The following is a 21,366-nucleotide window of genomic DNA, read 5'->3' as shown; positions in this document are numbered from 1 at the left end:
ATTTTAGCAAACCGTTCCTTTTTATTTCCTCTCTTAAGAATTCATCAATTCTTCAATTTCATCAGCTTCAATAGGAATATTTTTCATTAAATTAAAAGGTTCGCCTTTTTCTTGTATTACCACATCGTCTTCTAATCGAATGCCAAAACCTTCGTTTGGAATATAAATTCCTGGTTCTACAGTAAATACCATATTTACTTGCATAGGTTCGTGTAATAATCCATAATCGTGAGTATCTAAGCCCATGTGGTGCGAAGTGCCGTGCATAAAATATTTTTTATACGCAGGCCAATCGGGGTTTTCATTTTGTACATCGGCTTTGTCAATCAACCCTAAACCAAGTAATTCAGCAGTCATTATTTTGCCTACCTCAACATGGTACTCTTTCCATAACGTTCCTGGCGCTAATAGTTTTGTAGCTTCGTTTTTTACACGATTTACAGCATTATAAACCGTCTTTTGTCTGTCAGTAAACCTACCCGAAACAGGTATAGTTCTACTCATATCACTAGAATAATTGGCATATTCGGCACCAACATCTAGTAAAATTAAATCGCCTGCTTTACATTCTTGATTGTTTTCAATATAATGCAAAACATTGGCATTGTTTCCAGATGCTACAATGGGAGTGTAGGCAAAACCTTTAGAACGGTTGCGTAAAAACTCGTGAGCAAATTCCGCTTCGATTTCGTATTCGGTTACGCCTGGTTTTACAAAATTTAAAATTCTACGAAAACCTTTTTCGGTAATGTTACACGCATTTTGAATTAAAGCAATTTCTTCTGGTTCTTTAATCGAACGTAAACGCTGTAAAATAGGATTCGATTTTTCTACTTTATGTGCAGGATAATTTTCTTTCCACCACTTTACAAACCGTGCTTCGCGCGTTTCTGTATCTATAGAAGCACGATAATGTTCATTAGTATTAATATATATTGTATCGGCATATGCCATAACTTCTTTGAGTGTTCTGTGAAAATCTTGTAGCCAAATTATGGTTTTAATACCACTAACTTCATAGGCACGTTCTTTAGTTAGTTTTTCGCCTTCCCAAATGGCAATATGTTCGTTGGTTTCTTTTAAAAATAAAATTTCTTTCAAATGCTCGTAAGGTGCGTCTGGAAAAAGCAACAATACACTTTCTTCTTGGTCTGCACCGCTTAAATAAAAAATATCGCGATGCTGGGCAAAAGGCAAAGTACTGTCAGCACTTACTGGATAAATGTCGTTCGAATTAAAAACGGCAACACTATTCGGTTTCATTTGAGCTGTAAACTTTTTTCTATTCTTTATAAAAAGTTCGCGGTTTATAGGAAGATATTTCATGATAATAATTTTTTAGTTCATCAAAGTTACTAAGAATAGCACAAAAAGCTGTTAAAGGAAATCGAAAATTTAAAATTTTAGCTTACTAAAAAACAAAAACTATACTAATTAATACTATATTAGCGTTTTATACTGAAAACAATACTATGAAAAAATTATTTTTATTTTTTACTTTTCCCTTTCTGCTTTTATCTTGTTCCGATGATGATAACGGCAACGCAAACCCTACTGAACCACAGTTAATAATAAAGTTTAAATTTGATTCGAACCAAGAACGATTAAACAATATAGGGCAACCTTCTACTATTCCATCAGGAAATGCGGCACAATCTCCCGATTTTAGAAAAATTAGTGCCCATTATTTCGAATTAGCACCAAATGCCTATACGCAACTTGGCGAAGGCGCTGTTTTGTATCATGCGCCCGAAACCAATGCTGGCGGCGAAACAGCAATTGATTTTAGCCAAGCAATTATAGTTAGTGAAAATGAAACTTTTTTAAGTATTCCGTTAAGCGCAATTCCTAATGGAAATTACCAATACGTTCGTGTTTCACTTTCGTATCAAAATTATGGCATAAAAGTTTTAGCTAATGGAACAGAATACAATGGAACTATTGACAGTTTTGTAGGGTACAACACCTATATAACCACACATTACATTGGCAATAATTCGTTTCCTGTAAACGATAATCGATTACAAGGTTATTGGGCTTTTGCTTTAGACAATTATCCGTTTTCTACTTCTGGACAAGCTGTAGGAACAACCGTACCTAATCCTATTGCGGCAACCTCGCCTATACCACAAGGTTCTTGCGTGGTTACAGGAGCTTTTTCAGAAAATTTAACTCTTAATGGCAACGAAACACAAAATATAGAAATTACTTTATCGCTTTCCATAAATAAAAGTTTTGAGTGGCAAGAAGTAAATTTTGATGGAAAATACGAACCCGCCGCTGGCGAAACCGTTGTTGATATGGGGCTTAGAGGTTTAAAACCATCTTTTGTAAAATAACGCTATCAGTTAAATTATCTTCATTCTTAAACAAAGTTTAAATTCATTATAAATAAGAAAAAAAGTTGTGCTATTTTTGAATTAGCTGTAAATTTGTTTGGATAAATTAATTTCAATCATTTTAATAAAATTATGGCAAACTCAGCACTCTTAAAGTCGTCTATTACAAAAAAATATTGGATGGCTCTTACTGGTCTATTTTTATGTTTGTTTTTGGTAGGTCATTTACTAGGTAATTTACAATTGCTAATGCCAAATGCAAGTCAAAAATTCAATGAATACGCATTGTTTATGACTACCAATCCGGCCGTAAAAATTCTTTCGTACGTTACGTACATTTCAATTCTTTTCCATGCTGTTGATGGATTTTTGCTAACTATTAAAAACAGTAAAGCACGTCCTGTAAAGTATGTAAAATCAAACCCTTCGGCTAACAGTAGTTTTGCTTCGAGAAACATGGCGGTATTAGGAACGTTACTGCTTGTTTTTATTGTTACACACATGGTTAATTTTTGGGCAAAAATGCACTTCGATAAAAATATGCCTCTAATGACAAAAACCATAACTACTCCACAAGGCTCTAAAGAATTTTATGTAGGTACAGCCGCAGGACAATACTATATGGTAGATCAAGTTGCAAAAGAAAACGAAAAACCTAATGAAACAGACGCAGACGGACATATTCCTATGCCTAAGCAGTTAAAAATTGTAAACGGAACCGATCTTTACAACGCACAAGCAAACGTTAAAATAGGTTCTCTTTATAAAGATTTACACAAAATAACTGTCGATTTTTTTAGATGCCCAAAATTAGGTCTAGTCTATACACTAGGATACGTTTTAGCAATGCTGGTTTTAGCTTTTCATTTATGGCACGGATTTCAAAGTGCTTTTCAATCATTAGGAATTAATAATCGTTTTACACCAACTATTAAATTTGTTGGAAAAGCTTTTGCTGTAATAGTACCGCTATTATTCGCTTTAATTCCTTTATACATTCATTTTACTAAATAATCAACACATATTATTATGAAGTTAGATTCTAAAATACCCGCAGGTCAATTAAAAGACAAGTGGACCGATTATAAAGATCATTTAAAATTAGTTGCACCAAACAACCGCCCTAAAATTGATATTATTGTTGTAGGAACAGGTTTAGCAGGTGCTTCTGCAGCTGCTTCTCTTGGTGAAATGGGTTACAACGTAAAAGCTTTTTGTTTTCAAGATTCTCCGCGTCGTGCACATTCAATTGCAGCTCAAGGTGGTATAAATGCCGCTAAAAATTATCAAAACGATGGCGACTCAATTTATCGTTTGTTCTACGACACTATTAAAGGTGGCGATTATCGTTCTCGCGAAGCAAACGTATATCGTTTAGCCGAAGTTTCAGGCAATATTATCGACCAGTGCGTTGCACAAGGCGTTCCGTTTGCTCGTGAATATGGCGGAATGCTAGACAATCGTTCTTTTGGTGGAGTACAAGTAAAGCGTACATTTTATGCCGCAGGACAAACAGGACAACAATTGTTACTAGGCGCTTACTCGGCTTTATCGCGTCAAATTGGTCTAGGACGTGTACAAATGTACAACCGCCATGAAATGCTCGATTTAGTAAAAGTAGATGGTAAGGCTCGTGGAATTATAGCTCGAAATTTAATTACGGGTGAAATTGAAAGACATTCTGCTCATGCTGTAATTATTGCTTCTGGCGGATATGGAAATGTTTATTTCTTATCAACAAACGCAATGGGTAGTAATGTTACTGCTGCTTGGAAAATTCACAAACAAGGTGCTGCCTTTGCAAATCCTTGCTATGTACAAATTCATCCAACATGTATTCCAGTTCACGGAACCAATCAGTCTAAATTAACCTTAATGTCAGAATCATTACGTAACTCTGGTCGCATTTGGGTACCAAAGAAAAAAGAAGATGCCGAAGCAATACGTGCAGGAAAATTAAAACCTACACAAATTGCTGAAGAAGATAGAGATTACTATTTAGAAAGACGTTATCCAGCATTTGGAAATTTAGTGCCTCGCGATGTAGCTTCACGTGCCGCTAAAGAACGTTGCGATGCTGGCTATGGCATTGAAGCAAACGACACAATGGAAGGTGTATATTTAGATTTTTCTACCGAAATTAAAAACAAAGGGAAAGAAGTTGCTTATGCACAAGGAAATCATGAACCTAGTGAAGAAGAAATTGTTACACTAGGGAAAAAATGGATTGAAGAAAAATATGGTAACTTATTCGCTATGTACGAAAAGATTACTGACGAGAACCCTTATGAAACACCAATGAAAATTTATCCTGCAGTACACTATACTATGGGCGGCGTTTGGGTCGATTATAACTTACAATCAACCATTCCGGGTTGCTTTGTAGCAGGTGAAGCTAATTTTTCAGATCATGGTGCTAACCGATTAGGTGCTTCAGCATTAATGCAAGGTTTAGCAGATGGTTATTTTGTAGTTCCTTACACTGTTTCAAACTATTTAGCAGATGAAATTAGAACAGGTAAAATTCCTACTAATTCTCCTGAATTTGACGAAGCAGAAAACCGTGTTAAAGAGCAAATTAATACGTTCTTGAACAATAACGGTTCTAAATCGGTTGATTATTTCCATAAAAAACTAGGACACATTATGTGGAACAAAGTGGGTATGGAACGTAATGAAGAAGATTTGCAATTGGCTATTAATGAAATTGCGAAGCTCCGCGAAGAATTTCACAACGATGTGTTTGTACCAGGTTCTGCAGACGAATTAAACACAGAATTAGAAAAAGCACTTCGTGTTGCCGATTTTATGGAACTAGGACAATTAATGGCTATGGATGCTTTACAACGTAAAGAATCGTGTGGAGGTCATTTTAGAAGAGAATATCAAGATGCTGAAGGCGAGACTCTTCGCGATGATGAAAACTTCTCTTTTGTAGGCGCTTGGGAATACAACGGCAGCGATATTTCGAAAGAAATAATGCATAAAGAAGAATTAAAATATGAATTCACAAAAATAGCAGCAAGAAATTATAAGTAATAATTAGTCATTAGTGAAAAGTAAATAATCATCTGTTGTAAAAAACAATTGCTAATTACTAATCCACTAATCACTTAAAAATAAAATTATGGCTTCAAAAAATATAAACATAACCCTTAAAATTTGGCGTCAAAAAGATGCTAAAGCAAAAGGAAAAATGGAAACTTATAAATTAGATAATGTTTCTACTAGCAGTTCTTTCTTAGAAATGTTAGACCAGCTAAACGAGCAATTAGTAAACGAACGTAAAGAGCCTATAGCGTTTGACCACGATTGCCGTGAAGGAATTTGTGGAATGTGCTCGTTATATATTAATGGGCGTGCTCACGGCCCCGATACAGGTATTACTACTTGCCAGTTACATATGCGTATGTTTAACGATGGCGATACTATTTATGTAGAACCTTGGCGTAGTGCAGCTTTTCCTGTAATTAAAGATTTAGTGGTCGATAGAACTGCTTTCGATAGAATTCAGCAAGCGGGCGGATTTGTTTCCGTAAACACTTCGGGTAATACTATCGATGCAAACTCTATTCCTATTCCAAAAACCGATGCCGACAAATCGTTCGAAGCCGCAGCTTGTATAGGTTGTGGTGCTTGTGTAGCAACTTGTAAAAACGGATCGGCAATGTTGTTTGTAGGAGCAAAAGTTTCGCAATATGCTTTATTACCGCAAGGAAAAGTAGAGGCTACACAACGTGTTTTAAATATGGTACGCCAAATGGATGAAGAAGGTTTTGGTAATTGTACCAATACGGGTGCTTGCGAAATTGAATGTCCGAAAGGAATTTCACTTGAAAACATTGCACGTATGAACCGCGAATATTTAAAAGCAAGTATGAAATAATTATTCTTGTTATTCTGAACTTGTTTCAGAATTTCAAAACATCATTAAAAGAGTTGTCAAAAAAACAGTATTGTCATTCTGAACTCGTTTCAGAATCTGAACTAAATTCAGATTGACAAAATTGAAAAAGACAACTCTTTTATTTTTCGCTTACATTTGTAAAAATTACGAATAATGAAAATTGCCATTCTTCAAACCGATTTAGTTTGGGAGAACCCTATATACAATCGCTTAACTATTGAAAGCAAAGTACTTTCGTGCGATAAAAAATTCGATTTATTAGTGTTGCCCGAAATGTTTACTTCTGGTTTTACAATGAATCCTAAACGAGTAGCAGAAAAAACAGATGGCGAAACCATAAAATGGTTGCGAAGTTTAGCCAAACAAAAAAAAACAGCTATAATAGGAAGTTTAGTTATCGAAGAAAACGAAAAATATTACAATCGGTTAGTTTTTGTTACCGCTAAAGGATTACTCCATTATTACAATAAAAGACATTTATTTACACTAGCTGGAGAAGACAAAGTTTATGAAAAGGGACAAGAAAAATTGATTTTAGATTATAAAGGTTGGAAAATTTGTCCGCAAATTTGTTACGATTTGCGTTTCCCTGTTTTTAGTAGAAATACCGAAGATTATGATCTGTTGCTTTATGTTGCTAACTGGCCAAAAACTAGAATACAAGCATGGAACACCTTATTAAAAGCACGTGCCATAGAAAACATGAGCTACGTTGTGGGTGTAAACCGTGTAGGAAAAGATGCTAATGGAATGGATTATAACGGACAATCGCAAGTATTAGATGAGCTAGGCAATGAACTAATTTCGCCTTTTGAAGAAAACGATTTAAAAATTATTTCATTAAGCAAAAAGAAAATGCTAAATACCAGAGCAAAACTACATTTTCTAAACGATAAAGATGCGTTTGAGTTAATTTATTAAATAACACTTAATTTTCTAGTTTATAGAAAAAATCAAAAGTCTTGCTCCACATCCCAGTTGGCACGAACGTCTATTTCTTTAGGATAATATTCAATTTCTTCGGGTTGGCGTTTTTCTAAATAATTTCCCGTATCCCAAATGCCATTTCCGTTGTCGTCATAAATAATACGAAGTGTGTAGATATTTGGATCTATTACATCAAAATTTAAGATGCGTTCGCCTGTAGAAATAGCTCTGGCTTTTACTTCGCCTTTGGCCGTTAAAACCTCTAAAATTAAAGGAAATCGTTTTGCCGATTTTAATACTACACGTAAATTACCATAGTTACTATACTCTTTTGTACTATATCTTAATGCTAGGGTATCGTTTTTATTTCCATATATATCCTCAATTGCGTTAGGCAATACACTTAAAGAATAATTTTGATTTTCTTCTTTTTTAAAATCAAATAAAATACGCTGTTGAAATTCATTGTATTGGTACTGGTAACTTACCGCTAACGAATCTTTGTTTAGCAATGTTATAAATTCGGTATTAATTGTTTTTATAGGTACACTTGTTTTTATAGAAAGTGTATCTCTAAAACTTAATGAACCTTTTTGTTCGGGTTGCAATTGCAATGAGTCGGTTTGTTTTTGCGCTTTTATTTTGGTAACAAATGTTTTGTTAAAACTATCTTTTTCTACTGAAATTACGAGTGAGTCGGCTTTTATTATTGGTATAAAAAGTTGTAATGAATCTTTATTTTTTTCTGGAAAAATTGTAGTTATTACTGGTACATTATTTTTACCATCGGTTGCCGAAATTTTAACTTCTTTTGGATTTCCTTCAAAGCCCATAAACAATTTGTTATTGCTTTGTTGAATAGGCTTGTGGGCTTTAAAAGGTATTTTCTCTTTAAATAATTCTAAACCAAAAACAGTATCGTTAGGTATGCTTATTTTATTTTTTAAAAAACCTATTTTGTCTTGTTTTGGGTCAAACTTGTAGTTGCTGTTTTGGTCTTTTAGCGCAATTAAATAATAATCGCCAGCCTTTATATTTTCAATTGCAAAAACCGTTAAACTGTCTAAAGTATTAGTTACGTAAAGTGGTTGTTCTTTGTAAACGGTACTGTCGGTAAAAGTTTTAGCATCATATAACTGAATAGACACAAAATTATCGGGTTTTTGTTTAAACGCATCTTTTATTTTACCTGCAACGGTTAACGAATCAATATAACTTCCTGTAGATAAAACATATTTAAATTGCGAATATGGGTTTCCTTCGTTGTTATCGGCTATACTTTGTCCAAAGTTGAAGCTGTATGTTGTATTCGGTTGTAATGTGTCGTTTATTTTTATAGCAATAAATTTACTAGCACTTCCTTGTGGAATTATAATAGGTTTATTTTTTAGCGGTGGCGAAATAATAAGTTGCTTGTTAATATCTTTAACTTTTACTAATTCGTTAAACGTTATTTTAATTTCATTACCTGTAAAGTTTGTTGTATAATTATTTGGCACTGCCGAAATAATATGGGGTGGTATTGTATCTTTTGGACCTCCCGAAATAGTTCCTCGCTTGGCGCAACCCGAAAAAACAAAAAGCGCAGTAAAAACAATTACAAAAACTATAAAATAAGCGTTTTTCATAAAGAAAGTATTTGGTACAAAATAACAACTATTATTGCAACTGAACCAATTTTTTAATTTTATTTAAGAAAGCGTGTAAGCCATAGTAGCAATACTAACTTTTGCATTCGGAATTTCTAATAACGCCTTAACACAATTTTCTAAGGTAGAACCTGTAGTAATTACATCGTCTATTAAAAGATAATGTTTGTTGTAATTATGCTCTAAAAACCGAGCTTCAAAAGCATTCTCAACTTTTTGTCGTTCTTCTTTGTTCTTTTTAGTTTGTGTTTTTGAATTTTTGTTTCTAAAAAGCAGCTTATCGTTATAAACAATACCTAACCTTGCTGATAATGTTTTACCAAAAGTTTCTACCTGATTGTAACCTCTTACATGGTATTTCTTTTTGTGTAATGGCACTGGAATAATTTCATCAACAACATAATGTTCAACTAACTTTTGCAAATCGTTAGCAAATAATTGGGCAAAATAAACACCTACTTTTTGTTTGTTCTTATATTTTAAATTATGAACCATTTTTTGTACTATTCCGCCTTCGTTAAAATATAAAAAAGAAACGCCAAACTCTATAGGAACCAAACCGTAAAATTTTTTGTAAGTTTCATTAAAACTATTCGTAAAATGATACGTATAAGGCAACTCGTAAAAACAAGTTGTGCAAATTATGTCTTCATTTTTTAAAAGAAGTGTATTGCAACCCAAACAAATTTTAGGATAAATAATAGAAAGCAGTTTTTGTATCATTTTCTGTTTTTATTACACCTAATTTATAAAAAAATAAACAATTCTATTAAATTATAAATAATTGTTGTTTTAATTAAATTTATTTTTAAAAATGAATTCCCTTTTTTTACTTTTGCACTATGGCAAAACAAGACGATTTATTTAAAAACGTAATTTCGCACGCAAAAGAATATGGCTACATATTTCCTTCTAGCGAAATTTACGATGGTTTAAGTGCTGTGTACGACTATGCACAAAACGGAGTAGAATTAAAGAAAAACATTCGCGACTACTGGTGGAAAGCTATGGTGCAAATGCACGAAAACATTGTAGGAATTGATGCTGCAATTTTTATGCACCCTACTACTTGGAAAGCTTCAGGACATGTTGATGCGTTTAACGATCCGCTTATCGATAACAAAGACTCTAAAAAAAGATATCGTGCCGATGTATTAATTGAAGAGTATTGCGAAAAATTGTATCAGAAAGCACAAAAAGAAATAGAAAAAGCTAAAACTCGTTTTGGCGATGCTTTTGATGAAGAACAATTTGTAAATACAAACCCAAGAGTTGTAGGCTATTTGTCTAAAAAGAAAGAAATTTTAGAACGAATGGCAAAAGGCTTAGATACTGGCAATTTAGCCGATGTAAAGGCTTTAATTGAAGAGCTTGAAATAGCCGATCCAATTTCGGGTTCTAAAAACTGGACAGAAGTTCGCCAGTTTAACCTAATGTTTGGAACAAAACTTGGCGCCTCTGCAGATAGCGCCATGGATTTATACCTTCGCCCAGAAACCGCACAAGGTATTTTTGTAAATTTTCTAAATGTTCAAAAAACAGGGCGCATGAAAATTCCTTTCGGTATTGCACAAACTGGTAAAGCTTTTCGTAACGAAATTGTTGCACGTCAATTTATTTTCCGTATGCGCGAGTTCGAACAAATGGAAATGCAATTTTTTGTAAAACCCGGCGAAGAAATGAAATGGTATGCGTATTGGAAAGAAACACGTTTAAAATGGCATAAATCGCTTGGTTTAGGAAGCGAAAATTATCGTTTTCACGATCACGAAAAATTAGCACATTATGCCAATGCCGCAACCGATATTGAATTTAATTTTCCTTTCGGATTTAAAGAATTAGAAGGCATCCATTCTAGAACCGATTTCGATTTAAAAGCACACGAAGAACATTCGGGTAAAAAATTACAATATTTCGACACCGAAGAAAATAAAAACTACGTGCCTTATGTTATTGAAACTTCAATTGGTTTAGATCGAATGTTTTTGGCTGTTTTTTCTAAAGCTTTACAAGAAGAAACATTGGAAGATGGTTCTACTCGAACGGTTTTACGTTTGCCTTCGGTTTTAGCACCCACAAAAGCAGCCGTTTTACCATTGGTAAAAAAAGATGGTTTACCAGAAATTGCCAAAGAAATTGTTGACGATTTAAAATGGGATTTCAATGTAGCGTATGACGAAAAAGACGCTGTAGGTCGCCGTTATCGCCGTCAAGATGCTTTGGGAACACCGTTTTGTATAACCGTAGATCATCAAACTTTAGAAGACAAAACAGTTACTATTCGTCATCGCGATACTATGGAGCAACAACGTGTTGCAATTGCCGATTTAAGAGGAATTGTGAGCCATGAAGTTGCTATGCGCAATTGGCTAATGAAAACTAAATAAAAAAAGGTTTAATATTCAAAAATCGTTGGATAACTCATAATTTATCCAACGATTTTTCTTTTTTAATTACCAAATTTTAACTCTGTTTTCTGGTTGAATATACATACCATTTTGTGGTTGAATAGAAAAAGCTTCATAAAACGCATCTACATTTTGTAATGGTACATATGCGCGATACATACCCGGAGAATGCGGATCGGTTTTAACTTGGTTTTTAATCGCCTCATCTCTCATTTTACTTCTCCAGATGGTTGCCCACGAAATAAAGAAACGTTGTTCGGGTGTATAACCATCTATTAATGCTAAATTTTTATTTTCTTTAAGAAATAATTGTAAGCCATCGAAAGCAGCATTTACACCGCCTAAATCGCCTATGTTTTCGCCAAGTGTAAATTTTCCATCTACATAAATTCCGGGTAGCGGTTGCAATTGCGAATATTGTTCGGCCAATGCACCTCCTAAATTTGTAAATTGCGACAAATCTTCATCACTCCACCAGTTTACTAGGTTTCCTTCGGCATTATAACGAGAACCCGAATCGTCGAAAGCATGCGATATTTCGTGCCCAATTACTGCGCCTATTCCGCCATAGTTTACTGCTTCGTCTGCTCTATAATCGTAAAATGGTGGTTGTAAAATAGCGGCAGGAAAAACAATTTCATTATTCGATGGATTAAAGTATGCGTTTACTGTTTGTGGCGACATTCCCCACTCGGTTTTATCTACAGGTTTACCTAATTTTTCATGATTTTTTAATGACGACCACTGCGAATATAACATGGTATTGCTAAACAAAGTGCCACCATTTTTTGGCGCTACTATTGTTAATTTAGAATAATCTTTCCATTTGTCTGGATAGCCTATTTTTACTGTTAATTTGTTAAGTTTATTTTTAGCATTTTCTTTTGTAGCTTTTGTCATCCACGGTAATCTATCAATGCGGTTTTCGAATGCTTTCATTACATTAGCAATCATACTTTGTGCTTTTGCTTTTGCTTGTGGCGGAAATTTTTGCGCTACATATAATTTCCCTAGTGCTTCGCCAACCATTCCGTTTACTTTAGCTAATGCTCTTTCTTCTATGGGACGCTGTGCTACGGCACCACCTAATGTTTTACCATAAAATTCCCAGTTTGCCTTTTCTATTTGTGTTGATAATTCATCGCTTGAACCTCTTAAAAGTGTCCATTTCATATAGTTTTTCCAAACATGAACATTGTTTTCTTTTAAAATTTCTTGAAGTTTTGCCATATATTTTGGTTGGCTAACCACAACTGAGTCTAATTTACCCAAACCGACTTTTTCAAAATATTTATCCCATTTTACACTTGGAACCAATTCGTTTAATTGCGCTATCGACATTGGATTATAGGTATTTCTTCTATCGCGACGTTCTACACGAGTAAGCGTAGCTGTTGCCATTTCAGTTTCAAGTGATAAAATATTTTTTGCAATTAATTTCGTATTTCCCTTTTCTAGAAACTGAAACATATTAGCTATATGCGCTAAATATTTTTCTCTTTTCTCTTTCATGTCGTCGTCGTCTGACACGTAATAATCTCTATCGGGTAAACCTAAACTTCCTGTTCCTACGTAAACTACATTTTTATTGCTATTTTTTGCATCGGTGTAAACATAACTACCAAAAAAGCCAAGATTTAATGTAGCGTCGTATTTTTCTAATAATACAATTAAATCATTTGCGTTTTCAATGTTATCAATTTCTTTTAAATAAGGCGCTAAAGGTGTAACGCCTGCTTTATTACGAGCCACTGTATCTAAAATAGAACGGTAGAGGTTTAGTGCTTTTCCTTGGTCAGATTCTGATGAAATAGACGAGTCTTGTAAAGCGTTTTTTACAATAGCCATTACATCATCGTCGGTATTTTTGCGAAGCTCATCGAAACTACCCCATCGGGTTCTATCGGCAGGAATTTCGATATTGTCGAGCCATTTTCCGTTTACATAACGAAAAAAATCGTCGGCTGGATTTACCGTTTTATCCATATAGTTGATATTAATACCTATTGATTCTTTTTGTTTTTCGGTAATAGTTTGTTTTGAAGATTTACACGAGTAAACAAAAGCCATTAAAAAAAGGAAGCCTAAACTTCCTTTTATCATTTTATTTTTCATTTTTTATAGATAAGAAGTTGTTTAACAAATATACTTCTTTTTTTAAATTCGTTATTCTTTTATAATTCGTTTCACGGTTTTGCCTTGTTCTGTTTCAATTTTAACAAAATAAACTCCGTTTGCAGCGGCTGTTAAGTTTAATACTGTTTCGTTTGAAGTTGTAAAAGTATCGATACTTGTAATTTTCTTTCCAGTTAAATCGAAAACCTCAACTTTTTTAGGTGTTGCTGTATTAAAATTAAGGGTAAAAATTCCTTTTGAAGGAACAGGGTAAATTGCAATACTGTTTGCATTTTGGAAAGAATTTGATGATAATGTTCCGCTAATTAAAAAATCATCAATATTAACACCTAATTGGTTTACGGCTTCATCGGAATGAAATACAATTCTAAAAATAACATTGGTTTCGCTGTTTAAGCTAGCTAGTGAATAACTATAGGTTGTATTGGTTGTATTGGTACCTGTCCATTGTGCGCCTGGGCAATTGTAACAGTCGTTACCGCCTGAAGAAGCTAAAGTTCTGTCGCTGTTATACCAATTTGAACCCATTGTACCTAAAACATTCCAGTTAGCACCAAAATCGGTAGTATATTCAACATATACAATATCCCAGTTAACCTCTAAATCATATTTCATTAAAAAGCTAATTTGTGGTGTTAGCAAGGTTGATAAATCGTAGCACTGCGACACTAAATAGGTTTTGGTTAAATCTGGGTAGTTACCTGTATTATTTATCATATACGCGGTGTTGATACCTGTTCCCATACTACCAAAAGTTCTAGTAGTTCTTATCCAAGGTTGTGTTCCTTCATCGTTATATACTATTAGTTCGTCTGCTGCTGCAGAAAACGTATTGGTTACATTTACCGTTCCAGAGTCGTTAATAAAAAACGTAGTGGTTCTCGTGTTGTTTGCTGAGTTTCCGTCGCTAGCAATGGTTGCCGTTGCTGTTAACGTATGAGCTCCTCGTGTTAATCCGTTAAGAGTTAAAGGAACATTTACTTCTTCACAAGACATTAAATTTCCTGTCCACGATATAGTGTTAGGTGCTCCGCCATCGACAGTATATTGAATAGATGCGGTTGTAACAGAGTTAGTACCTTGATTTTTTAATACAATATTAGTTGCAAATGCTGTAGCTTCACACGGTATTGTTTCGTTTTCTTGTATAGCATTTATACTTAAATCGTTTGCCATAGCATTATATTGATTTCCAACATTAACCGCATACCAAGCATTGGTTACAGTAACTGCTTCTGGGCTATTAGCGCAGTATAGTGTATTAACTACTTCTATTGTTGCTGCTCGTGCATCTGCATAGGTTGCGTTAGGTGTTAAATAATCACGTTCTGCTAAATACGCAATTTCAGACGATTTTATCATACCTATTCCTGTAACATTATAGGTGTCTGGAGAAGGTGCATTATTGGTGCCCGACTCGCCTTCTGTTACAATATAAAACCAGTGATTTAATACACCAGAGTTTATATGCACACCTCCGTTATCGCCTGCTCCTGTGTACCAATACGTTCCTCCATAAGTATCAGGATCTCCAAAAATGTTAGGGTTTTTCATAGATCGAAGTGATGAACCTGTATCTTCGCCTATAGTCCAAACGGCATTAGCAAACGGAGGATTTAAACTCCCTGTTTTGCCATACTGTTCTATACAAGCGCCCCAAATATCTGAAAAGGCTTCGTTTAATGCTCCCGATTCATTTTGATATACTAAATTTGCCGTATGTGTACAAACAGCATGACCTATTTCGTGCCCACAAATATCAAGGGCTGTTAAAATATCTAGTGATGAACCATCGCCATAGGTCATCGCTACACCATTCCAGTAAGCGTTATCGAAATTACCAAAATGAACATAGCTTTTTATTTCGGCTCCTTCATCGTCAAAACTATTTCTTGAAAAGATGTTATCCCAAAAATCATAGGTTACTTCTGCTCCCCAGTGTGCATCTAAAGCACCATCATCTTTAAAAAAATTATTGTGTTCTGCGGCTGTCCAGTTATTATCGTTATCTGTAAAATCTACATTTTGATAGTTGTTCGTATCTTGGCAATTATACGTTGAAATTCCGTTGCCACGAGTAGTATCTCTTAACACATAACTTGTACCATTAAATGTTGTTTCAATAGTTCTTGTTCCGCTGTAGCGCGTTGCTGCCGTACCCGAAACTAGAGTATTGTTTATTTTAGAAAAATGATTCGTTTCATTATAATTATGTTCTTTATGGTTGCACGATTTAATAATTGGATCTGTAAATAAAATGTCTCCCGAGTTAGCATCTACATAAATTATTTGTCTAGAAACTGGCATTGTAGCATAAATATCAAACTTATAAGCCAATACTGCTTCTTTTGTTTCTACATTGGAAAAATAAATTAATTCTCCTTGTGGTTTCGAATATTTTAAAATATTGCTTTGTGCTGCATCTTCCCATAAATACTGTGTGGCATTTACAAAATTGGTTGCTTTAATTAAAGCTGCATTATTATTTAATAAAGGTGTTGTATTAGTATTTAAAACATTATACAATTCTCCGTTTATTAATTGAATGGAATTATTTAAAGAATGGGCAATTGCTATACCGTTTTCTACTTTTATTCCTTTAAAATATTGCTGAAAACGTTCGTGTGTAACACCTTTTCTATCGGTAGTTGTTTTGTATAATTGAAAAGAAACTCCTTTGCCAATTTTAAACTCATTTGCAAACTTACGTAATGCTACTTCTTTATTGTTATTTGTGTTAAAACGAAGCATTTTTTGATTCGATTTCAGATTTGTATCTGCTTCTTGAGCATAATTTACTGTAACAATTAAAAAACAAAAAAGCAAAAGTAACCTCAATTTCATTTTATATAATTTTCTGATTAATTTGGCTAATGTATTCATTTTTATCTAAAAATAACACTTGTTTATTGGTTTTTTTACATTCCTTTTTTGGTTTTTATGTTTTATCTTTGCCAAAACAGGCAATATGAACATCAGAATAAAAAAAAGTTATATTTTTTTTAGTTTAGTATTTATTCTAATATTTATAGGAATTTATCATTTTACAAAACCTCAAAAAACGCTTCCAGTTTATAATCCTAGAGATGTTAACCCAGAGTTAGTTGATTCTACTATACAACATCTTGGCTACAACCATAAAATTGGTAGTTTTTCGTTTACCAATCAAAACGGAAAAACCATTACAGAAAAAGAATATGAAGGAAAAGTTTATGTTGCCGATTTCTTTTTTACAACTTGCCCTACTATTTGTCCAAAAATGACTAATAATATGGTATGGCTTCAAGAAAATATTAAAGACAATCCAAAAGTAAAACTCTTGTCTTTTTCGGTAACGCCAGACATTGATAGTGTTGCCGTTTTAAAAAAGTATGCGCTTGAAAAAGGTGTTCGCGATGATAAATGGAATTTAGTAACTGGAAATAAAAAAGACATTTATTATTTAGCCCGAAAATCATTTTTAGTTGTAAAAACAGGAAAACCCGAAGAATTGTACGATATGGTTCATACCGAAAATTTTGTACTTGTAGATGAAAAAGGCAGAATACGCGGTTTTTATGACGGAACTAACAAGCAAGAAGTAGAAAATCTTTTAGCCGATATTTCGTTTTTAACTGATGTAAAATAGCAGTTTACTGATAAAAATCAGTTTCAGTATATAAATATTAGCTACCTTTGTATTTTAATTCAATCTAAATAAGAAATGTCGTTGCTGCTTTCTGAAATTAAAATAGGCGAAAAAGCCCTAATTGTAGCCGTAAATACCGAAAAAATTCCGTTAAAATTACTCGAAATGGGTTGTTTGCCTGGAAATTTAGCCGAACTTATTCAAATTGCTCCTCTTGGCGACCCTTATTATTTTACTATTAACGACTCTCATGTGGCTATTCGAAAAGAAATTGCCAACGAAGTAACTGTGGTTTTAGAAAATCAAAACTAAATGATGACCGAAAAAACCATAAAAGTTGCCTTAATTGGAAATCCTAATGTAGGAAAAACATCTGTTTTTAATGAATTAACAGGTTTAAACCAAAAAGTAGGAAATTATCCTGGTATAACCGTAGAAAAAAAAGAAGGTATTGCCAAAATAGCAACTCATACAAAAGCCAGAATAATTGATTTACCCGGAACGTATAGTTTAAACGCAAGTTCTATTGATGAAAACGTAGTAATAGAATTATTATTAAACAAAAACGATAACGATTTTCCTGATGTTGCCGTTGTAGTAACCGAAGTAGAAAATTTAAAACGCAATTTATTATTATTTACACAGATTAAAGATTTAGAAATTCCGACCATTTTAGTAATTAACATGGCCGATAGAATGACACTAAAAGGAATTGAGTTAGATATAAAAACCTTAGAAAAAGAATTAAAAACAAAAATTGCACTTGTAAGCTCCAGAAAAAAAACAGGAATAACCGAACTGAAAAATTTAATTTTAAACTACGAAACACTTTCTACAGCGCCTTGTTTAAACGCTTCAAGTATTGATCCCGACTATTTTAATAAATTACAAAAAACCTTTCCTAACCAATTGTTATATAAACTTTGGCTGGTTATTACGCAAGATGTTAATTTCTTAAATTTAGACCGAAATGAAATTAAAAGTTCCTTTACAAAATCGCATTCCGAATTAAAACGATTACAACAAAAAGAAACCATAAAACGCTATCAATTTATTAATGATACGTTAAAAATTGGTCAAAAAATAGATGCTTCAAAAGCGACTGATTTTAGAGCAAAGCTGGACCGAGTGCTAACCCATAAAATTTGGGGATACGTTATATTTTTTGGTATTTTACTATTAATTTTTCAATCTATTTTTGATTGGAGTAGCGTGCCAATGGATTTTATTGACGAAACATTTGCTAATTTAAGTTCCTATGCTAAAAACAGTTTACCCGCAGGAGAATTTACTAATTTAATTAGCGAGGGATTAATTCCAGGCATTGGCGGAATTGTTATTTTTATTCCTCAAATCGCATTTTTATTCTTGTTTATATCGGTTTTAGAAGAAAGCGGTTATATGAGCCGTGTGGTATTTTTAATGGATAAAATAATGCGCCGTTTTGGTCTTTCGGGCAAAAGTGTTGTGCCGCTAATTTCGGGTACAGCCTGCGCTATTCCTGCTATTATGAGTGCCCGAAATATTGAAAACTGGAAAGAACGCTTAATTACAATTCTTGTTACACCATTTACAACTTGTTCGGCTAGGTTACCTGTTTACGCTATTTTAATTGCTTTAATAATTCCGGAGAAAAGAGTTTTTGGTTTTTTAAGTTTACAAGGATTAACCTTAATGTGTTTATACTTACTTGGCTTTGCAACCGCAGTTATATCGGCTTATGTACTAAACAAAATACTGAAACTTAATTGTAAATCGTATTTTGTAATAGAAATGCCTTCGTATAAAATACCACTTTTTAAAAATGTAGCCTTTAATGTAATTGAAAAAACAAAATCGTTTGTTACAGGTGCAGGAAAAATAATTTTAGCACTCTCGGTTGTACTTTGGTTTTTGGGTTCTCATGGATTGGAAAATTTTGATAATGCCGAAAAAAATATATTAAAGCAACAAAACAAATTATCGCCTGAAGATTTAGAAAACGAAATTAATGCCTACAAACTAGAAAACTCTTATATAGGAATGGCAGGTAAAGCTATTGAACCCGCAATAAAACCCTTAGGTTACGACTGGAAAATAGGCATTGCTGTTGTAAGTTCGTTTGCTGCGCGCGAAGTTTTTGTAGGAACTTTAGCCACAATTTATAGCGTAGGAAGCCACAGCGAAGAAGAAGTAACCATAAAAAACAGAATGGCTGCCGAAGTTTATGCCGATAACGGTAAAAAAGTTTTTAATTTTGCAACGGGTGTTTCGCTATTGTTATTTTATGCTTTTGCTATGCAATGTATTTCAACCTTAGCTATTGTAAAAAAAGAAACCAATTCATGGAAATGGCCTGTTTTACAGTTGGTTTTTATGAGTGGTTTTGCTTATTTAGTATCGTTAATAGCTTATCAATTATTAAAATAATGCAAGAAGTTTTAGTTTATATTACATTAGCTTTCGCAATTTTTTTCTTATTAAAGAAATTCTTTTGGAAAAAATCGGCTAAAGCAAAGAAAAATTCAAAATCGTGTGGCGACGATTGTGGGTGCCATTAATTATTTGGTAAATTCTATAATAAGCTTATAATTGTTTATTTCTACTTTTTTACCTTCTATTTTTTTAGGAAGTATCTCAATATTTGAAATTACTTTATTTTTATCTGAAATTTTTGATTCTAAAAAGCGTTTGTTTTCTTCAAAATGTTTGGCATCAATTGTTAATTGTACTTCTTCTGTTTTAGAATTGTTTTCGTAAACTCCTAAAATTAATGCTACTTCGCCTAAACGAATACACTGTACATTTTCTGGACAACGACTATCGGAAATAATTTTTTCAATTTTAAAACTCAACGTCTTATCTATTGCAACTTTTTGGGTTAAAATTTCGATGCTACTATTTTCTATACCATTTTGTTTAGACGCACATGAAACGAAAAGAATTCCTGTCAAAAATAAAAGTATCTTTTTCATACGTACAATTTTTCTAGCCTAATGCCACATCGAGACTCATCATTACAATAAATCCACCTATAAAACCAAGGGTAGCAATATCTGTATTTTTATCTTGTTGTGTTTCTGGAATTACTTCTTCTACAACAACATATATCATAGCTCCTGCTGCAAATGCTAGGGCATAAGGCAACATTGGCGTAAAAAATGTAACGGCAACTGCACCTAATACGCCTGCTATTGGCTCTACAATTGCAGAAGCTTGTCCATACATAAAACTTTTTTTACGACTCATGCCCATTCGGCGTAGCGGCATAGAAACAGCAATACCCTCAGGAAAATTTTGAATACCAATTCCTATTGCAAGCGTAACCGCACCAGCAATTGTTGCTTCGGGAATACCTGCGGCAACACCGCCAAATAAAACACCTACGGCTAATCCTTCGGGTATATTATGTAGTGTTATGGCTAAAACCAAAAGTGTCGTACGCTGCCAAGGCGATTTTATACCTTCGCTTTCTTTAAAATTAATATGTAAATGGGGTAATGTTTTATCTAAACCAAATAAAAAAATAGCACCTAATAAAAAACCAACTGCAGCCGGAATTACTTTTACAAATCCTTCGCCTTCACTCATTTCAATGGCAGGTGAGAGTAAACTCCAATAACTTGCAGCAACCATAACACCGCCTGTAAAACCAAGCATACCATCGAGCAATGTTCGATTCATGGTTTTAAAGAAAAAAACAAATGCCGCACCTAAAGCGGTTAAAAACCACGTAAATAAAGTGGCATACAAAGCTGCCAATACAGGGTCTATACTTTCTAAGTAAGTTATTATTGAATCGAACATAAAACAAGTAGTTTTTTACAAAGGTAAAAATAATAAGTTTTAACGTACTTTTATAATTGCTTTTAAAACTTCAGTAAAAAAACTTTGTAAATTTGTGGTGTAAATTTTAAATAAAAAAATATGTATCCAGAAGAAATGGTAAAACCAATGAAAGCTGAGCTTACTGAAGCCGGATTTCAAGAATTATATACAGCACAAGATGTTGACTCAGCTTTAGCAAAAGAAGGAACTACCTTAGTAGTAATTAATTCGGTTTGCGGTTGTGCAGCACGAAATGCACGACCTGGCGCAAAAATGAGTTTAGATAATGTTAAAAAACCCAATTTTTTGCTTACTGCTTTTGCTGGCGTAGATAAAGAAGCTGTAAATAAAGTTCGCGAACATATGTTTCCTTTTCCGCCATCGTCGCCAAGTATGGCATTATTTAAAAATGGTGAATTAGTGCACATGCTAGAACGCCATCATATCGAAGGTCGTCCAGCAGAAATGATAGCCGAAAATTTAAAAGATGCGTATAACGAGTTTTGTTAATTATAACATTAGTCTTTTAAAAAACCATCTTAATTGATGGTTTTTTGTTTTTGAT

The 21,366-nt window shown here is 33.5% G+C and carries 18 protein-coding genes; 11 read left to right on the top strand and 7 right to left on the bottom strand.

Translation table 11 applies throughout. From position 1 onward, the window contains the following. Window positions 1-33: 33 nt before the first annotated feature. On the bottom strand, window positions 34-1,326 hold the full coding sequence (locus tag R2808_RS02005) for an aminopeptidase P family protein (RefSeq protein ID WP_371269266.1): 1,293 nt from the start codon (window positions 1,324-1,326) through the stop codon (window positions 34-36). Between the two features lie 146 nt (window positions 1,327-1,472). Between R2808_RS02005 and R2808_RS02000 the strand changes: the two genes are divergently transcribed. The 5 genes from R2808_RS02000 (at window position 1,473) to R2808_RS01980 (ending at window position 7,167) form a co-directional block, all read left to right on the top strand. Then, window positions 1,473-2,339, top strand: coding sequence for a hypothetical protein (locus R2808_RS02000; RefSeq protein WP_371269265.1), 867 nt, complete (start codon window positions 1,473-1,475; stop codon window positions 2,337-2,339). Between the two features lie 132 nt (window positions 2,340-2,471). Further along, a complete protein-coding gene (locus tag R2808_RS01995; RefSeq protein WP_371269264.1) occupies window positions 2,472-3,353 on the top strand; it encodes a succinate dehydrogenase cytochrome b subunit in 882 nt (293 codons plus the stop codon). 15 nt (window positions 3,354-3,368) lie between these two features. Further along, the gene (locus R2808_RS01990; RefSeq protein ID WP_371269263.1) at window positions 3,369-5,378 is read left to right on the top strand and encodes a fumarate reductase/succinate dehydrogenase flavoprotein subunit; all 2,010 of its coding nucleotides are present in this window, start codon (window positions 3,369-3,371) and stop codon (window positions 5,376-5,378) included. Between the two features lie 88 nt (window positions 5,379-5,466). Continuing rightward, window positions 5,467-6,225: a succinate dehydrogenase/fumarate reductase iron-sulfur subunit gene (locus tag R2808_RS01985; protein WP_371269262.1), complete on the top strand. Its 759-nt coding sequence runs from the start codon at window positions 5,467-5,469 to the stop codon at window positions 6,223-6,225. Between the two features lie 174 nt (window positions 6,226-6,399). Beyond that, complete coding sequence (locus R2808_RS01980; protein ID WP_371269261.1) at window positions 6,400-7,167, top strand: amidohydrolase; 768 nt, start codon at window positions 6,400-6,402, stop codon at window positions 7,165-7,167. A gap of 32 nt (window positions 7,168-7,199) precedes the next feature. Here R2808_RS01980 and R2808_RS01975 read toward each other — a convergent pair whose 3' ends face one another. Together R2808_RS01975 and R2808_RS01970 are read right to left on the bottom strand one after the other, a co-directional pair. Then, complete coding sequence (locus R2808_RS01975; protein WP_371269260.1) at window positions 7,200-8,801, bottom strand: Ig-like domain-containing protein; 1,602 nt, start codon at window positions 8,799-8,801, stop codon at window positions 7,200-7,202. A 63-nt stretch (window positions 8,802-8,864) separates the two neighbouring features. Next, entirely contained in the window at window positions 8,865-9,545 is a 681-nt protein-coding gene (locus R2808_RS01970) for a ComF family protein (protein WP_371269259.1), read from the bottom strand. A 119-nt stretch (window positions 9,546-9,664) separates the two neighbouring features. On the opposite strand from R2808_RS01970, the gene R2808_RS01965 reads away from it, so the two are divergent. Further along, window positions 9,665-11,209, top strand: a complete 1,545-nt coding sequence (locus tag R2808_RS01965; RefSeq protein WP_371269258.1) for a glycine--tRNA ligase — start codon at window positions 9,665-9,667, stop codon at window positions 11,207-11,209. 66 nt (window positions 11,210-11,275) lie between these two features. Here R2808_RS01965 and R2808_RS01960 read toward each other — a convergent pair whose 3' ends face one another. Next, window positions 11,276-13,345, bottom strand: a complete 2,070-nt coding sequence (locus tag R2808_RS01960) for a M13 family metallopeptidase (RefSeq protein WP_371269257.1) — start codon at window positions 13,343-13,345, stop codon at window positions 11,276-11,278. A gap of 51 nt (window positions 13,346-13,396) precedes the next feature. Continuing rightward, complete coding sequence (locus tag R2808_RS01955; RefSeq protein ID WP_371269256.1) at window positions 13,397-16,249, bottom strand: M4 family metallopeptidase; 2,853 nt, start codon at window positions 16,247-16,249, stop codon at window positions 13,397-13,399. 85 nt (window positions 16,250-16,334) lie between these two features. Between R2808_RS01955 and R2808_RS01950 the strand changes: the two genes are divergently transcribed. The 4 genes from R2808_RS01950 to R2808_RS01935 all read left to right on the top strand — a co-directional run bounded on the left by R2808_RS01950 (window position 16,335) and on the right by R2808_RS01935 (window position 19,534). Further along, a complete protein-coding gene (locus tag R2808_RS01950) occupies window positions 16,335-16,994 on the top strand; it encodes an SCO family protein (RefSeq protein ID WP_371269254.1) in 660 nt (219 codons plus the stop codon). Between the two features lie 75 nt (window positions 16,995-17,069). Continuing rightward, window positions 17,070-17,306 (top strand): ferrous iron transport protein A, encoded by a 237-nt coding sequence (locus R2808_RS01945; RefSeq protein WP_371269253.1) that lies wholly within the window; start codon window positions 17,070-17,072, stop codon window positions 17,304-17,306. A 3-nt stretch (window positions 17,307-17,309) separates the two neighbouring features. Continuing rightward, window positions 17,310-19,403 (top strand): ferrous iron transport protein B, encoded by a 2,094-nt coding sequence (feoB, locus tag R2808_RS01940; protein ID WP_371269375.1) that lies wholly within the window; start codon window positions 17,310-17,312, stop codon window positions 19,401-19,403. After that, complete coding sequence (locus R2808_RS01935; protein ID WP_371269252.1) at window positions 19,403-19,534, top strand: FeoB-associated Cys-rich membrane protein; 132 nt, start codon at window positions 19,403-19,405, stop codon at window positions 19,532-19,534. Before feoB ends, R2808_RS01935 begins: the two co-directional genes overlap by 1 nt. Here the strand turns inward: R2808_RS01935 and R2808_RS01930 are convergent, their stop codons facing one another. Next, window positions 19,535-19,948 carry a hypothetical protein gene (locus R2808_RS01930; protein WP_371269251.1) on the bottom strand — a complete coding sequence of 138 codons (414 nt, stop codon included), beginning with the start codon at window positions 19,946-19,948 and terminating at the stop codon, window positions 19,535-19,537. 13 nt (window positions 19,949-19,961) lie between these two features. Then, complete coding sequence (locus R2808_RS01925; RefSeq protein ID WP_371269250.1) at window positions 19,962-20,780, bottom strand: ZIP family metal transporter; 819 nt, start codon at window positions 20,778-20,780, stop codon at window positions 19,962-19,964. A 120-nt stretch (window positions 20,781-20,900) separates the two neighbouring features. On the opposite strand from R2808_RS01925, the gene R2808_RS01920 reads away from it, so the two are divergent. After that, window positions 20,901-21,311 (top strand): BrxA/BrxB family bacilliredoxin, encoded by a 411-nt coding sequence (locus R2808_RS01920; RefSeq protein ID WP_371269249.1) that lies wholly within the window; start codon window positions 20,901-20,903, stop codon window positions 21,309-21,311. Window positions 21,312-21,366: the final 55 nt, after the last annotated feature.

It is taken from the genome of Flavobacterium sp., assembly GCF_041392005.1.
In the GTDB taxonomy this organism is placed as follows: domain Bacteria; phylum Bacteroidota; class Bacteroidia; order Flavobacteriales; family Flavobacteriaceae; genus Flavobacterium.
Note: the sequence above shows the minus strand (reverse complement) of the source record. Positions and strands in the feature narration are given on the sequence as shown.